This is a genomic window from Pseudovibrio denitrificans JCM 12308 (genome assembly GCF_001310815.1).
Classification (GTDB): domain Bacteria; phylum Pseudomonadota; class Alphaproteobacteria; order Rhizobiales; family Stappiaceae; genus Pseudovibrio; species Pseudovibrio denitrificans.
This window is the reverse complement of record NZ_BAZK01000022.1, coordinates 46700-61791: the sequence shown is the minus strand read 5'-3', so window position 1 is coordinate 61791 and position 15092 is coordinate 46700. Positions and strand designations below refer to the sequence as shown.

The window sequence follows — 15092 nt, the reverse complement described above, 5'->3', positions numbered from 1 at the left end:
GTGGCGCTATATCGATAGTGTCAACGATCAATTGGGCTAACCTAATGGTTATCGGGCAAACGATTACAGGAAACAGTTCTATGAGCAAGAAGCAAACCGCCACTGAAGAGCTTTATGACGTCACCATTGGCGGCGGCGGTTATGTTGGCCTCTCGCTCGCACTTGCTTTGAAGCAGTCAGAACCTTCCATGAAAGTCGCCCTCGTTGACCTGCGTCCACGTTCAGCAATTGAGAATGACCCACGCTCTTCTGCCATCGCGGCAGGCGCCGTCCGTATGCTCGATCAGCTCGGCATCTGGTACCAGCTGGAAGACGAAGCCCAGCCGATCACCGAAATGATCGTCACAGACAGCAAGCTGCACGACAGCGTGCGCCCCGTCTTCCTCACATTCGCAGGCGATGTTGATGAAGGCGAACCATTTGCTCACATGGTGCAGAACAACCACATGGTCGGCGCATTGCATGATGCAGCCACAGATGCTGGTGTTCACATCTTCGCACCAGACAGCGTCAAAGACTTCGCCGTCGAACCTGCCCACGTCAACATCACACTCGGCAGCGGCAAAACCATCCAGTCCCGTCTCATCGTGGCAGCAGATGGTGTGCGCTCCAAACTCCGTGACCTGGCAGGCATCCACTGCAACCGCTGGAGCTACAATCAGAGCGGCATCGTTACCACTGTGGCGCATGAACGCCCACACAATGGCCGCGCAGAAGAACACTTCCTGCCATCCGGCCCATTCGCGATCCTGCCGCTGAAAGGCAACCGCTCTTCCATCGTCTGGACCGAAAAAACCAACGAAGCCAACCGCCTGGTCAATGGCGATGAGTTCACCTTCGAGATCGAACTGGAACGCCGCTTCGGTCATCACTTAGGCGAAATCAAACTGGACGGCCCGCGTCAGGCCTTCCCGCTCAACCTCGTGCTGGCCCGCTCCTTCGTCACCAACCGCTTCGCGCTGGCAGGCGACGCTGCTCACGGCATCCACCCGATCGCCGGTCAGGGCCTCAACTTCGGCTTCAAAGACGTTGCAGCCCTTTCAGAGGTGCTTGTAGACGCGCATCGCCTCGGCCTCGATATCGGTGCGGCACACATTCTGGAACGCTACCAGAGCTGGCGCCGCTTCGACACATGGCAGATGGGCATGACCACCGATGTGCTGAACCGTCTGTTCTCCAACAACATCGACCCGGTCCGCGCTGTCCGCGATCTCGGCCTCGGTCTTGTTGAGCGTATGCCGTTCCTGAAAAAGCACTTCATCGGCGAAGCAGCAGGCATGGCCGGCCCTTCCCCAAAACTGCTCCTCGGTAATCCGCTTTAATTCTGCTCTAGGTCATACACGTGAAAGACAAACGCTCCATCCTCATCACCGGATGTTCTACCGGCATTGGCTATGCCGCTGCACACATTTTGAGAGACAGAGGCTGGCAGGTCTTTCCCACCTGTCGCAAACCCGAGGACGCAGAACGCCTGCGCTCAGAAGCTTTGACGCCTTTCATTTAGATTATTGCGATACCGAATCTATTCAGTCCGCAGTTGAGTCAGTTCTGGAACTCACAGGCGGCCGCCTGGATGCCCTCTTCAACAACGGTGCCTATGGCCTTCCCGGCGCTGTTGAGGATCTTCCGACAGATGCCTTGCGCCGCCAGTTTGAAACCAACTTCTTCGGCTGGCACGAATTGACACGCCTTGTCATTCCGGTGATGCGAAAGCAAGGTCACGGCCGCATCGTGCAGTGCTCTTCCATCCTCGGCCTCGTCGCCATGGACTACCGCGGCGCCTACAACGCCACCAAGTTTGCACTGGAAGGCTACACAGACACCCTGCGGCTGGAACTGCATGGCTCAGGCATACAGGTTTCCTTGATCGAACCGGGTCCGATTCAAACCGAGTTCTCCAAAACCGCCGTCAAAATGTTCTTCAAGGAGATCGGCGAGGACGCCAAAAACGCCTCCCATTTCCGCGAAAGCTACAACCGCCGCCTCACCATGCTCACCAAAGGCGGCACCACAAAGTTCAAGCTTCAACCCGATGCCGTAGTCAAAAAACTGACCCACGCCATCGAAGCCCCAAAGGCAAAGGCCCGCTACTACGTCACCACCCCAACCCACATCATGGGCTTCCTCCGCCGCATCCTCCCAACATCACTGGTAGACGTAATCCTGAGAAGCTCAGCGAAGTCGGAGGAGTGAAATGATCGAAGAAACAGCTGATTAAATAGCAGCAAAACTCTTCGTATAAACAATCACATCAATCATCATGAAATTATAATTTTTGATAGGACGGGATAATCAACTCGATCCAGTTTAAGACTATATTCTTGCTTTAGCTTATTTTAAGATCAAAACTTACCAACTCGCAAATATCTGTATTTCTATCGAAATATTTCTTATTACATTTAATTACATGAGGCGTTCGTGAGCCAAAGTTTATCTGAAGAAATTCAGCCCCTTATAGAAATTTGGCAGCAAAACCCAAACTCTGTCGGAAGCCTCAGGGCTGTATTAATTCTGCTCGAGCAATCACCCGATAGCGGTATCATAATCGAAACACTTGGCAGCATCGATACAGATCAAGTCCTAGACCAAGCAATTCGAGAAAAAGCTGCAACCCTTCTTCGTGAAGCAGGCTCGCCCGAACTTGGAGAGAAATGGGAACCTCCACTTGCGAAAGCACCCGCAACAAATGTCATCCCACTGAACACTCAAGACGAAATACAGCAGCTTTCTCCAAAAGGTATTACATTCAACGATGTCGGAGGCCTTGAAGACGTAAAGAAGCAGGTGCGCCGAAAAATCATCAATCCTTTTCAGAATAAAAGAGCTTTGTTCTCCCGCTTTAAACGGAAAGCGGGTGGGGGCGTCCTGATGTACGGCCCTCCGGGCTGCGGGAAAACTATGCTTGCAAGAGCGTTAGCCAGTGAATGCAACGCGCAATTCGTCAATGTAAATGCAGCTGATATTTTGGATCAGTTTGTTGGGAATGCGGAAAAGCGCATAAAGCAGCTTTTCGAAGATGCAAGAAACAACAGGCCCGTTGTTTTGTTCTTTGACGAAGTGGAGGCATTAGCTCAAAAACGGCAGTTTGAAAGTAGCGCTAAAGTCAACACGACAGTTTCTGCACTACTAACAGAGATGGATGGTTTTCAGGAAGATAACGAAGGCGTACTGTTCCTTGGTGCTACCAATGTGCCGTGGTCTTTAGATTCAGCTTTCCGACGCCCTGGACGTTTTGATCGCACGATCTTTGTACCACCACCAGACCGCGTTGCCCGAAAATTCATTCTGGCTCGCTTACTTCAAGATCGGCCAGTCGAGAAGGGCTTAGACACAAAGCCGATCATCGAAAATAGTTCAGGCTTTTCAGGAGCTGATCTGTCAGCACTCGTTGATACGGCAATTGATATCGCTATCGAAGAGAGTTCTTCCTCTGAAGATCTAAGGCCACTCTCGAACGAACATTTCAAAGAAGCTTTTTATGAGGTCAAGTCGACTGTTGGTGAATGGCTTGGGCAAGCACGTAGTTTCGCAAAATACGCTAACGAAAATGGCATGTATGACGATCTAGCTAGTTTCTTGAAAAAATATGCGAGGTAAAGATGGCCGCATCACTCAACACAGCCAAAGCCTTACTGGATGCAGGAAACTTCGATAGCGCGCGCCAAATTGCAGAGGAGTTGCTTGAAGAGCTCCCGTCATTTTCGCCATTCTGGAGCTTTCGCATCCAGATTGAGATGCAAGCTGAAAACTACAAAGCAGCTCTCAAAATCACTCATGAAGCTCTGGCAATTTTGCCTGACGATTATGATATCCGTGAGTGCGAGTTCTGGGCATTGCTACGTCTAAAGAAGAAAAAAGAGGCAGCTAAAGTCTACCAAGACTACAAGCGCGATTTTCCGCATTTAGAAAACCATCACAAAGCCATGTCATTTGCGCTAAACGCTATTAAGGGAAAAGCGTCTGAAGCGCGTAAATCACTTAACAAACTAATAGGAGAGCCAAAGACTCCACTACTGAAAAGAAATTTCGGAATTGCATTATACAAAGTTGATGATGCATTCCGCGCTCAGTCTCTGATGGAACAAGCTCAACCTGACCTTCCGGATGATGTAGAACTAAACACCGCACTTGCAATCAATAGTTTTCTCCTCGTTCGTCCTTCAAAATGTCGGAAGTATGCAAGCCAAGCCTTTGCACTAAGTTTCAACAAAGCACACCTGCGTTTTGTTTACTGGGCAAGTTTCCTTTCTGTATCTGCCTCCTGTTTTTTTTATGGTAGGAGTGTTCCTGGTTTTTTCAGTTATACGAGCTTACAGCGCTGCAAGTTTCGCAATGCTGTTTTTGATTGTTACTATGTTTTATGCGGCAGACATCATTCAAATTTGGTCTCAGTTGATCTCCAGAGCGACAGGCCTTCAGTTTTTGGATAACACAACTGCATGGTACGTCTTAGCATCTGCAATCACTATCGTTGCAGCATCTCCTAAGATTTTAACTTCTCTATTTCCGAGCCAAAAAGCTGTTAGACTCAAAAACTATTGAGGTGGGCATCATGTCATCTGAGAAAGACTCTGGATTTTTTCTACGAGAAAACCTGCTTGGCATCACACCTTGGATTGCCTTCTTTGGTGCTCTAATGCTTCTTGGCCGTTTCTACGACACTCTTCCAACCAGCTTCGACAAAACGCTTACGGGTCTGGAACCTCGTTCTGTTTATTTACAAATGAAAGGTAACAACGCATGTGTTGGCGATGTTGTCTTTTTTAGATCCTTGGAGAAAAAGGCTTTTTACGTTCGTCAAGTTAGCGCAAGCTCAGGGGATATTTTTCATATCACTCCGACGTCTTACGCAATTAACGAGCAGTCATTTACTCACAGTCCTAAATGGCAAGAAGCAGCACTCAAACAATCAAACGGTAAAACAGACATTACCATTCCCGAAGAGCATTATTTGATTGTGAACAGGGATTTTGGAGCGGATTGGGCCAAAAATGATTGGGCATACGAAATTATTCCTCAAGCCCAGATCAGAAAACGTGTCACTCACATCATCTTTACTCCTAATCTCTCACGAGTTGGCGAGAAAATCAGTAATGATTGTTCAGCCTAGCAAACTTTGACGTCCTCTATAGCCGCACGCGTTAAGGTGTATGTAATCTATGGTCTCTCAAGCCCTAATGCCGTCTTTAATTATTTCCCCAGTCAGCTCAACAATCTTGGCGCGGGCGCGTAGGTAACTTACACCAAATTTCTCGAAGGTATTTCCCTCAATCTGGAAACCGAGGCGTTGGTAGAATGAAGCGGCGTCTTTTCTTGCGTCACACCAGATGTAATCTGCCTTTTGCAGTTCGGGCTGGCTTGCTGCGAAGCGGATGAGGTTGCTTCCGATACCACACCCTTGTTTTTCTGGCAGAACAGCCAGCTTTCGCAGTCTCACGGACGGGAGATCGAAGAAGAAAGACCCGACGCCAATCAGATTCTCCTCTTCAAAGGCGCCGATATGAAGAGCCTGGTGATCTTCCGGCACCATAACGCGCTCAATCGGCGAATCCGGCCAAAGTACCTGCTGACGAAGCTTATAGGTGAGCTTTGCAGGGATACCTCGGAACCTAATCTCTATCGCTCGCATCTCATCCCCCTCACCGCTTAATCAGAGACCGGCTCATAAACAGGCTCAGCACAAGTGCAGGAAGCATCAGCATGAAGCCACCCTGAATGCCAAGATGATCAGCCGCATAACCGATGACGAGCGGACCAACGAGGAAACCACCGAGCGCGATCTGAGTCATCAGGCCCACATTGGCGGCAGCAGAACGGCCCGGTTTTTCAGCAGCAGCCGTCACTGCCAGTGGGAACCCGCCGGAAACACCGAGGCCAACAAGACCAAAACCAAGCAGAGACACAGCGTAATTCGGTGAGAACACCAGAATACCAACACCAATGAGCGCGAGAACAACAATACCTGCAGCGGCAACCTGAACCTCAACACGGGACCGCAACCAGTCACCCGTCAGGCGGCCAAAGGTCAGCATCATCGCAAAGGTGCTGTAGGCAATACCGGCATATCCAGCGGAAAGATCAAACAGATCAGTCACATAAATCGCAGACCAGTCCGCAATCGCGCCTTCTGTCATGGTGATGCCAAATGCAAAGAAACACACGGCGACCAGCGCCCCACTTGGCATCTGGAAGCCATCCTCGGACTTTTCAGCAACATCAGGCTCACGCCCTTCTGTCAGACTGTAGGAAGTAAACAGCGCTGGCAACAACGCCATCCCACTCACCATCAGGATGCTCTCAGACGGCCCATAACCAACCCAGGAAAACCCGGAGCTGATCAGACTTCCCACCAGCACGCCCAGGCTCCACAAACCATGGCAGCCAGACATAATCAGCTGCCCACTCTTCCGCTCCGTCTTATCCGCAATCACATTCATGCAGAGCTCAACAAACGCCAGCGAACTGCCAACAACAGCCAGATACACGAAGAGTTCCAGAATGGAGCTCGCATAAGTCGGAAGCGGCATCAGGCAGATGAACGCAAACAAGCCGATGATCAAAAGCTGACGCGCACCAAACTTTTCTGTCAACCGACCAGCGAACATTAACATGATCAGCAAGCCCACCGGCATACCAACCAGAGCCAGCGCAAACTCCCCTTCACTCACCTGAAGTCTTTGCTGAATTTCTGCGATACGTGGAAACCAGGCGCCAAGCGCTATAGGTTGAAGAAAGAAGACGCCGCGAATAAGATTCACATCGCGCGCACCGAGCACTGCTTGTTGTGTCATGGGGAAAGCTTTGAAGAGAGAGAAACGACTAATATAAATATCTAGCGTGATATTTTAGAAAAATGCAAGCTGTGTAGAGCACCTAATACATCGTTATGCTGACCGCTGACGTAACAACGCAAACCAACGCGGAAATAAGCGTAAAAAACGCAATTTCGCACAAAACCTTTCAAAAGGAATGTCCGTGCCCTTAAGCGACACCACAAAAGCCAAGTTAAAGAACAGAGTTGTCTGGAGTCGTCTCGTTGGATGGGGACTTTTGTGTTACGCCACAGCAGCTTACGGCGGCATCGTCACTACGCCGGCTATTCCGGAGTGGTATGCCTCCCTCACCAAGCCATCTTTCAATCCACCAGACTGGCTTTTCGCACCGGTTTGGTCTGTTCTTTACACACTTCTTGCCATCAGCATCTGGCTGGCCACTGAGTTTCAACAGACTGGTACCAATGATGCAACCCGGAAACCCGCAAAAACGAGCCTTCAGATAACTTTCGTTATTCTGTTGTTTTTAAACGGAATTTGGTCTTGGGCTTTCTTTGGACAGCAAAACCCCACTTTAGGTCTCGTTGTCCTTATCATCTTGCTCGCGCTAAGTTTTTTCACTTTCCGCCTGTTTTATAGAGCGCAAATCTTTGCAGCATGGCTATATCTGCCCTATCTCCTTTGGGTTAGCTTTGCAGCCATCCTTAATGTCTCTATTGTGGTTCTGAATTAATCCGACGCCTCAACAAGAGGTGTTCAATGATTGGAGATTTTAATGAGCGGTATTGTTGCCACTCTGGTTCCTATTGCCCTTCTCGCCGTCGCTCTGGTCCTCGCTCTCGGCCTTTGGAACATGATGCGCGGCGGAGATCCTAATCGCTCGCAAAAGCTGATGAGATATCGCGTTCTGCTGCAGTTCGCGGCTATCATATTGATTATGCTATCTGTTTATTTGGCAAGCACATCCTGATTTTTTGGTTTGAAACGGTAGAAAATGGTCACCCTCAATAAGATCTATACAAAAACTGGCGATGACGGCACCACTGCTCTGGGCAGCGGCGAGCGCAGACAAAAGCACGATCTGCGTATCGAAGCCTATGGAACCGTTGACGAAACCAACTCTATTGTCGGCATTGTTCGCCTGCATGCATCCAAAGAGATGCCCGTGCTGGACGAACTGCTCGGCCGCATTCAAAACGACCTGTTCGATCTCGGCGCCGATCTGGCAATCCCGGATACCGGCGAAGACCTCGGATACGAGCCTCTCCGCATTACAGAAAATCAGGTCAGCGCTCTGGAAGACGCAATTGACCAGATGAATGTTGAGCTTACCCCGTTGAAATCATTCGTCTTACCAGGTGGAACACCACTGGCGACATACCTGCACCAGGCCAGAACAGTGTCTCGCCGTGCAGAACGCCTCGTCGCCGCGCTCTACCAAAAAGAGAAGGTCAACAAGCAAGCCCTGCAATACCTCAACCGCCTCTCTGACCTCTTCTTTGTTGCGTCTCGCTACGCAAATCTGAAGGGTGAAGGCGATGTTTTGTGGGTGGCAGGCAAAAACAGATAGCGATTTTTTGATCAAAAATCGGCCACAGGTGCTTGACGAATAGGTAAACTATCAACACTTATGGACAACTATCTTCACCTTAAGGCCACTAGGCCTTATACATTGGTTGAAACCCAATACCTATTTACCCTAGGCGATCGTTGACAGCCCCAAAATAGCTCATTACGGTCGCCGCAATTGCAATGCAATTTGCATTCCCTTTTGGCTCTGGTAGCCCGGCGGAAAGAGTGTCTGAACAACTAGGTTACGACGCAAACTCCCCTGTTTTTCTAGTGGAGGTTCTAGGAACATGAAAATTCTCGTGCCCGTAAAACGGGTCGTTGACTATAACGTAAAAGTTCGCGTGAAGGCGGACGGCTCTGGCGTTGAACTGGCAAACGTCAAAATGTCCATGAACCCATTCGACGAAATCGCCGTTGAAGAGGCACTCCGACTAAAAGAAGCCGGCAAAGCAACTGAGATCATTGTTGTTTCCATCGGCCCTAAGCAAGCAACTGAAACCATTCGCACCGGCCTCGCAATGGGCGCCGACCGCGGTATTCTGGTTCAGACTGACGACACCGTTGAGCCGCTTGCTGTTGCAAAAGTTCTCAAAGGCATCGTTGAGGAAGAAGAGCCAGGTCTCGTAATCCTTGGCAAACAGGCCATCGATGATGACTGCAACCAGACTGGTCAGATGCTTGCTGCACTTCTGGGCTGGGCACAGGGCACCTTCGCATCCAAGGTTGACCTTGGCGACAACACTGTAGACGTCACCCGCGAAATCGACGGCGGCCTGCAGACTGTTAAGCTGAACATGCCAGCTATTGTTACCACCGATCTGCGTCTGAACGAGCCTCGCTACGCTTCTCTGCCAAACATCATGAAGCAAAGAAGAAGCCGATTGCTGAGAAAACTCTCGCAGACTTCGGTGTAGACGCAACCCCTCGCCTAAAGGTTCTGAACACTGCTGAACCTGAAGCACGTAAGGCAGGCGTCAAAGTAGGTTCCGTTGAAGAGCTGGTCGACAAGCTCAAAAACGAAGCTGGCGTTCTCTAAGACAGGTCAAAGGAGTTAGTAATATGACCACGCTTCTTGTGGCTGAACATTCAAATTCTGCATTGAACGAAGCAACCGCTAAAGCGCTGACTGCAGCTGCTGAAATGGGCGGCGACGTTCACATCCTCGTTGCTGGTAAAGACTGTGGTGCAGCGGCTGAAGCTGCTTCCAAACTGTCCGGCGTTGCTAAAGTTCTCGTCGCTGACGATGCAGCTTACGAGCATCAGCTTGCTGAACCAGTTGGCGATCTGATTGTTGCTCTCGCAGGTAACTACGACGCTGTCGTTGCTGCTGCGACAACCAACGGTAAGAACACTCTGCCACGCGTAGCTGCAAAGCTCGACGTAATGCAGATCTCTGACATCATCGCTGTTGAATCTGCGGACACTTTCAAACGTCCAATCTACGCAGGCAACGCAATCCAGACCGTACAATCTGCAGATGCAAAGAAGGTTCTGACTGTTCGTACAGCATCCTTCGCAGCAACTGCTGAAGGTGGTTCCGCACCAGTTGAAGCTGCTGCAGCTTCTGCTGATCCGGCAATCTCCTCCTTCGTTGGTGAAGAAATCGCTGCTTCCGATCGTCCTGAACTGGCTGGCGCTAAGATCATCATCTCCGGTGGTCGTGCTCTCGGTTCTGAAGAGAAGTTCAACGAAGTCATCACCCCAGTCGCTGACAAGCTTGGCGCAGCAATCGGCGCATCCCGCGCTGCAGTTGATGCTGGTTACGCACCAAACGATTGGCAGGTTGGTCAGACCGGTAAGGTTGTGGCGCCTGATCTTTACATTGCTTGTGGCATTTCCGGTGCAATTCAGCACCTTGCAGGTATGAAAGATTCCAAGATCATCGTCGCAATCAACAAAGACGAAGAAGCACCAATCTTCCAGGTTGCTGATTATGGACTGGTCGCAGACTTGTTCGAGGCTCTTCCTGAACTGGAAAAAGCCCTCTAATCATATTTGATTAGCTTTTCAGGAACCCCGGGATGTTAATATTTCATTCTGGGGTTCTTGCTGTTTGAAGCAAGACTTGCGATGTATGTTGTTACGAGAACGTCAAAGCACGTTTAGAGAGTGCTTGTAAGAATTTGGATCTGACAATGGTGGTCGAAGTAAAGAAAGTCGGTGTAATTGGCGCCGGTCAAATGGGCAATGGCATCGCACACGTTAGTGCTTTGGCTGGTTATGATGTAATCCTTCACGATATCGATCAGGATCGTATCGACAATGGTCTTGCCAGCATCAACGGCAATATGGCCCGTCAGATCTCTAAGGGTACCATCACCGAAGAAGAGCGTGACCTTGCTCTAACTCGCATCAAAACCTCTGAAGATGTCTCCGCTCTTGGCGATGCAGACCTCGTGGTTGAAGCGGTGAGCGAGAATGAGCAGATCAAACGCAAGGTTTACCAGAGCGTTTGTCCGGTTCTGAAACCAGATGCTATCCTTGGTTCAAACACCTCTTCCATTTCCATCACACGTCTTGCATCTGCAACAGACCGTCCGGAAAAGTTCATCGGCATCCACTTCATGAACCCGGTTCCAGTGATGGAACTCGTAGAGCTCGTGCGTGGTATTGCAACAAGCGATGAAACCTTTGAGATTTCTAAGGGCTACACCCTTGGCCTGAACAAGACCATTGCGGTTTCAGAAGACTTCCCAGCATTCATGGTGAACCGTATTCTGCTGCCAATGATCAACGAAGCAATCTACACTCTCTATGAAGGTGTTGGCTCTGTTGAGGCAATCGACACAGCAATGCGTCTGGGTGCAAATCACCCAATGGGTCCACTGCAGCTGGCAGACTTTATTGGCCTCGACACCTGTCTCTCCATCATGCAGGTGCTCTACGAAGGCTTGGCAGACACCAAATACCGCCCATGCCCGCTTCTGGTGAAGTACGTTGAGGCTGGTTGGCTCGGTCGCAAAACCCAGCGTGGTTTCTATGACTACCGCGGTGAAGTGCCGGTCCCAACTCGCTAAGAGCGCACTGCAGAAACACAAAAGCCCGCCAAATGAGCGGGCTTTTTTATTAGGTCAAATCAGTCGTTTATTTAAACGTACCGCTGAACCCACCAATAGAGAGCGGATTGTCCATCATCGCGGTCTGGTCCGGCGTATCTGCAGCCACACCACCGGTGAAGGCATCAAACATCTTCTTCACAAAGCCCTCAGACAAGCCTTTGGTGATGAACACAAGACGCGTTCTCTGATCAGCATCAGGCCACTCAGCAAGCCGTGCAGGCGGATGAAACACGTGCTGCACCCCGTGGATCACCAAAGGCTGTTCCGGATGCTCTACGGTCTTAATAATCCCTTTAACGCGCAACAGCTTAGGCCCGTGCGCCGAACGAAGTAGATCCAGAAACATCTCCAGCGCAGCATTTGAAACAGCACGATCCGTTTCCAGCGTAAACGCACGCACATCCTTACCATGACGGTTTGGATCATGATGGTGGTCATGACCGTGCCCGTCACCATGATGATGGTGATGAGCGTGAGAGCTATGCCCTTCTTTATAGGCCTCTTCTTTCAGCCACTTTTGAACATCAGGGATCTTGGTCTCAGGATTGTAAAGACCACAATTGATGAGGGCTGCCGCAGTTGCAGATCCATCCTGCGCATTCAGCACAGTTGCACCCGGGTTCAGATGCTTCAGCTCTGCCATCAGCCCGTCAGACGGCTCTTCCAAATCAGTCTTAGTCAGAACAATACGATCTGCAACAGCAACCTGCTTCACCGCCTCTTCATGAGAGTGAATGGTATCAAGTCCATTGACCGAATCCACAAGCGTCACCACCCCATCAAGGCGATATCGCATAACGAGATAAGGATGCAGCATCACAGTATGAAGCACAGGCGCAGGATCAGCCAGACCGGTGGTTTCAATAATCACGCGGTCGATCTTCTTCATCCGGCCATTATCAATACGGCGCAGGATATCTTCCAGCGTGTTGATCAGATCACCACGAATAGTGCAGCACAAACAACCAGATGAGAGCTCAATGATGCCATCATCGATGGTATCGACCAGCAGATGGTCCAGTCCAATCTCACCAAACTCATTGATGATAACGGCAGTATTCTCCAGAACTGGCTCTTTGAGAATGCGGTTAAGAAGCGTTGTTTTGCCTGCTCCCAAAAAGCCAGTAATGACGCTCATTGGGATTGGTGTTGGCGGACTCCGCCTCTCTTGGGTACTAGCCATAATTCTGCACTGCCTGTAGCTACGGTTACTGCGTTTTACCGAAGACAGGCGTATTAGCATAGAGCCCACCTGGGCTGCCAAACAAATCTCGTTTAGAGCTGGACTTTAATGGCTGCAGCGAAGCCCCCTTACCCACTGGCACATTGAGAACAGGCTGCTGAATACCGCCAATCGGCTGTCTTTCCAAACTACCCTTTGATCCTGGCTTCGGTGTCGGCATCGGCACTGCATTGCCCATTTTCTTAAGCGCAACAACAGGATGCTCATTACCAACACGAACGGTCACCGGTGCATAGGACTTCAGCTGAGGCCCCAAGATCTCTTCAAAAACCAAACCCCAGTTCACCTTCTTTTTGGAAAGGCGAATGGATTTTCCTTTCGGACTCGGGCTGCCAGCATCCGCATAGGCCATCATGCTTGCAGAACCACGATTACTGCCAAATCGATCCACCAACTGCTGAGCCGTTGGTTTGGCATTACGCTTGCAATATCTGTCTTTAGGCGGGGCTTGTTTACCGCTCCCACGGAAGACTCCAATGTTCGTTCCAACGGTCTTCTTAAAACCGGAATCAATTAGCTTCTTGGCAAAAGCTGACCGTTCCAGACTGGAAGCTGCCCCCAAAACAATCGCAATAACGGTCCTGCCATTCCGCGTGGCCGAGGTCGCAACATTGAAGCCGGAGTTACAGATATAGCCGGTTTTCATACCGTTCGCGCCAGCTGTCCGCAGCAGAAAATCTCTGTTCCCAGACCGAAACGTTCTGCGTCCAAAGCGAATTCCCGGATGGCTCATGTAAGAGCGATACTGCGGAAACTTGTTCCAAAGCTCTCGCGCAAGAATAGCCATATCTCGCGCAGTGGTGACCTGACGATTGTCCGGCAAACCATGCGGGTTTACAAAGTTGGTGTGCGACATGCCCATGCGTCGCGCATTAGCATTCATCATGGTGATGAAGTTTTCTTCAGTCCCACCAACCCGCTCAGCCACAGCAACCGCGATATCATTGGCAGACTTCACAAGGATCATCTTCAACGCATTATCAAGCGTGATTGTGGTCCCTACCTTGAAACCCATCTTGCTCGGCGGCTGATTGAGTGCATTTTGAGAGACCATCACCATATCGCTCATCGCCATATCCCCTCGTGAGATATGCTGAAAAGCCACATAAGCGGTCATCATTTTGGTGAGAGAAGCAGGATACCAGCGATCAAAAGCAGCATTATGCTCAAGCACTTGACCATTATCAGCATCCATCAGCAACCAGGCAGCGATATCAGCACGAGCCGTTGAGAGCAATGAGCCCAGAGCTACCGCGAAAACAGCAAAAAATCGAACCTTCTGCGCAATCCAATAAACTGAAAAATTCACGATATTGTCGCTCCACGCCTACCAGTATCTGCAGCAAGCACTCTTTGCATCGCTGACGCCAATAGCTTCGTTGCCAGTTTAATTTCATGAACAGCCCAAGCTATCGATGGCAACACCGTAACGGTAAACAATAAAAACTATGTCACCAGACACCGGGAATAGAATTAGGTGTCTTTCCTGAAATATTGGGGGTGACAATATCAGCAAAAGATCGCCATTTCCAAACATTTCAGAGGAATTTCTTCTGATGGTTATTTTATGAAATCAGGCTATCAAAGAGACACTGCAGCAATCACCCCTTCAGTTGTGAGGGGTAACTTATGCAGAGCGCAAGGAAAGACATAACTTTCAGCTCAACTGTCAATCTACCGTCCGGATCAACTGCTTCGCCGTTCAAATCATCCGCCCTTATCCTCAAGTCTCAAACAACGAGGCTTCCCTTTTCGTCAAAGCCCGCCGATGATCAGGGAAATGAGGAGGATTTCATGTACAAAGTTATCGGACACCCGCAATCAAGAACCATGCGGGTTTTGTGGCTCTTGGAGGAGCTGGATCTGCCTTACGAGGTCGTTCCAAGTAAACCGCACCATGAAAATGTTTATGCCGTAAATCCTTCAGGCAAAATTCCTGCCCTGATCGTCGGCAATGAAACCATTTACGATTCAACAGCCATCTGCACATATCTGGCAGACAAACATTCAGGCCTTTCCTTCCCAGCTGGAACTTTGGAACGTGCCCAACAGGACAGTTTCACAAACTTTGCACTGGATGAGATGGACTCAATTCTCTGGATGGCTGCAAAACACTCATTCATTCACCCGGAAGATCAGCGCGTCCCCGACATCAAACCAGCCTGTCGCTTCGAATGGGCGAGGTCGATGAAATACCTGGAAACACGCCTGAATGGAAACACATGGGCGATGGGAGACACCTTCACCATTGCCGATATCATCATTGGACACTGCGCATTCTGGGCCAAAGTTTCCAAGTTCGAGTGGCCTGAAGGCCCAGTAAGCGATTATTTCTCAAGAGTTTTAGCCCGACCAGCTCTGGCAAAAGCCAACGAAAAGGCACTTGCTCAACTCTGACGATCGCAAAACAGAGGGTGGAGGTCACCATCCTCTCCCAAAGCATTC

At 50.0% G+C, this 15092-nt stretch carries 15 protein-coding genes and 1 pseudogene; 12 read left to right on the top strand and 4 right to left on the bottom strand.

From position 1 onward, the window contains the following. The first annotated feature begins 80 nt into the window (after positions 1-80). The 5 genes from JCM12308_RS22395 to JCM12308_RS22375 all read left to right on the top strand — a co-directional run bounded on the left by JCM12308_RS22395 (position 81) and on the right by JCM12308_RS22375 (position 5110). Positions 81-1322: a ubiquinone biosynthesis hydroxylase gene (locus tag JCM12308_RS22395; protein WP_054785139.1), complete on the top strand. Its 1242-nt coding sequence runs from the start codon at positions 81-83 to the stop codon at positions 1320-1322. 52 nt (positions 1323-1374) lie between these two features. Next, positions 1375-2193, top strand: a complete 819-nt coding sequence (locus tag JCM12308_RS22390) for an SDR family NAD(P)-dependent oxidoreductase (RefSeq protein ID WP_306303372.1) — start codon at positions 1375-1377, stop codon at positions 2191-2193. A gap of 225 nt (positions 2194-2418) precedes the next feature. Next, complete coding sequence (locus tag JCM12308_RS22385; RefSeq protein WP_054785138.1) at positions 2419-3597, top strand: ATP-binding protein; 1179 nt, start codon at positions 2419-2421, stop codon at positions 3595-3597. Between the two features lie 2 nt (positions 3598-3599). Continuing rightward, complete coding sequence (locus tag JCM12308_RS22380) at positions 3600-4430, top strand: tetratricopeptide repeat protein (RefSeq protein ID WP_054785137.1); 831 nt, start codon at positions 3600-3602, stop codon at positions 4428-4430. Between the two features lie 122 nt (positions 4431-4552). Next, on the top strand, positions 4553-5110 hold the full coding sequence (locus JCM12308_RS22375) for a hypothetical protein (RefSeq protein WP_054785136.1): 558 nt from the start codon (positions 4553-4555) through the stop codon (positions 5108-5110). A 57-nt stretch (positions 5111-5167) separates the two neighbouring features. Here the strand turns inward: JCM12308_RS22375 and JCM12308_RS22370 are convergent, their stop codons facing one another. Beyond that, positions 5168-5629 carry a GNAT family N-acetyltransferase gene (locus JCM12308_RS22370; protein WP_054785135.1) on the bottom strand — a complete coding sequence of 154 codons (462 nt, stop codon included), beginning with the start codon at positions 5627-5629 and terminating at the stop codon, positions 5168-5170. Positions 5630-5639: 10 nt separating this feature from the next. Next, on the bottom strand, positions 5640-6791 hold the full coding sequence (locus JCM12308_RS22365; RefSeq protein ID WP_054785134.1) for an MFS transporter: 1152 nt from the start codon (positions 6789-6791) through the stop codon (positions 5640-5642). 184 nt (positions 6792-6975) lie between these two features. Between JCM12308_RS22365 and JCM12308_RS22360 the strand changes: the two genes are divergently transcribed. The 6 genes and pseudogenes from JCM12308_RS22360 to JCM12308_RS22335 all read left to right on the top strand — a co-directional run bounded on the left by JCM12308_RS22360 (position 6976) and on the right by JCM12308_RS22335 (position 11362). Further along, positions 6976-7506, top strand: a complete 531-nt coding sequence (locus JCM12308_RS22360) for a TspO/MBR family protein (protein ID WP_208608889.1) — start codon at positions 6976-6978, stop codon at positions 7504-7506. 42 nt (positions 7507-7548) lie between these two features. After that, positions 7549-7743: a twin transmembrane helix small protein gene (locus tag JCM12308_RS22355; protein WP_014283219.1), complete on the top strand. Its 195-nt coding sequence runs from the start codon at positions 7549-7551 to the stop codon at positions 7741-7743. A 24-nt stretch (positions 7744-7767) separates the two neighbouring features. Continuing rightward, the gene (locus JCM12308_RS22350) at positions 7768-8343 is read left to right on the top strand and encodes a cob(I)yrinic acid a,c-diamide adenosyltransferase (protein ID WP_054785133.1); all 576 of its coding nucleotides are present in this window, start codon (positions 7768-7770) and stop codon (positions 8341-8343) included. Between the two features lie 289 nt (positions 8344-8632). Next, positions 8633-9381 (top strand): annotated as a pseudogene (locus tag JCM12308_RS22345) (electron transfer flavoprotein subunit beta/FixA family protein). A 23-nt stretch (positions 9382-9404) separates the two neighbouring features. Next, positions 9405-10334 (top strand): electron transfer flavoprotein subunit alpha/FixB family protein, encoded by a 930-nt coding sequence (locus tag JCM12308_RS22340; RefSeq protein ID WP_054785132.1) that lies wholly within the window; start codon positions 9405-9407, stop codon positions 10332-10334. A 146-nt stretch (positions 10335-10480) separates the two neighbouring features. Beyond that, positions 10481-11362, top strand: a complete 882-nt coding sequence (locus JCM12308_RS22335) for a 3-hydroxybutyryl-CoA dehydrogenase (RefSeq protein ID WP_037037379.1) — start codon at positions 10481-10483, stop codon at positions 11360-11362. Between the two features lie 67 nt (positions 11363-11429). Here the strand turns inward: JCM12308_RS22335 and JCM12308_RS22330 are convergent, their stop codons facing one another. Next, entirely contained in the window at positions 11430-12542 is a 1113-nt protein-coding gene (locus JCM12308_RS22330; RefSeq protein ID WP_083416805.1) for a CobW family GTP-binding protein, read from the bottom strand. A 70-nt stretch (positions 12543-12612) separates the two neighbouring features. Then, positions 12613-13956, bottom strand: coding sequence for a D-alanyl-D-alanine carboxypeptidase family protein (locus JCM12308_RS22325; RefSeq protein WP_054785130.1), 1344 nt, complete (start codon positions 13954-13956; stop codon positions 12613-12615). Between the two features lie 485 nt (positions 13957-14441). Here JCM12308_RS22325 and JCM12308_RS22320 point away from each other — a divergent pair, with 485 nt between their 5' ends. Next, complete coding sequence (locus JCM12308_RS22320; RefSeq protein ID WP_054785129.1) at positions 14442-15044, top strand: glutathione S-transferase family protein; 603 nt, start codon at positions 14442-14444, stop codon at positions 15042-15044. Positions 15045-15092: the final 48 nt, after the last annotated feature.

Bases quoted from the DNA above. Each gene is read 5' to 3' on its own strand.
- JCM12308_RS22380 (WP_054785137.1), top strand. From the start codon at position 3,600: ATGGCCGCATCACTCAACACAGCCAAAGCCTTACTGGATGCAGGAAAC.
- JCM12308_RS22335 (WP_037037379.1), top strand. From the start codon at position 10,481: ATGGTGGTCGAAGTAAAGAAAGTCGGTGTAATTGGCGCCGGTCAAATG.
- JCM12308_RS22395 (WP_054785139.1), top strand. From the start codon at position 81: ATGAGCAAGAAGCAAACCGCCACTGAAGAGCTTTATGACGTCACCATT.
- JCM12308_RS22330 (WP_083416805.1), bottom strand. From the start codon at position 12,542: ATGAGCGTCATTACTGGCTTTTTGGGAGCAGGCAAAACAACGCTTCTT.
- JCM12308_RS22390 (WP_306303372.1), top strand. From the start codon at position 1,375: ATGTTCTACCGGCATTGGCTATGCCGCTGCACACATTTTGAGAGACAG.
- JCM12308_RS22375 (WP_054785136.1), top strand. From the start codon at position 4,553: ATGTCATCTGAGAAAGACTCTGGATTTTTTCTACGAGAAAACCTGCTT.
- JCM12308_RS22350 (WP_054785133.1), top strand. From the start codon at position 7,768: ATGGTCACCCTCAATAAGATCTATACAAAAACTGGCGATGACGGCACC.
- JCM12308_RS22320 (WP_054785129.1), top strand. From the start codon at position 14,442: ATGTACAAAGTTATCGGACACCCGCAATCAAGAACCATGCGGGTTTTG.
- JCM12308_RS22365 (WP_054785134.1), bottom strand. From the start codon at position 6,791: ATGACACAACAAGCAGTGCTCGGTGCGCGCGATGTGAATCTTATTCGC.
- JCM12308_RS22355 (WP_014283219.1), top strand. From the start codon at position 7,549: ATGAGCGGTATTGTTGCCACTCTGGTTCCTATTGCCCTTCTCGCCGTC.
- JCM12308_RS22340 (WP_054785132.1), top strand. From the start codon at position 9,405: ATGACCACGCTTCTTGTGGCTGAACATTCAAATTCTGCATTGAACGAA.
- JCM12308_RS22370 (WP_054785135.1), bottom strand. From the start codon at position 5,629: ATGCGAGCGATAGAGATTAGGTTCCGAGGTATCCCTGCAAAGCTCACC.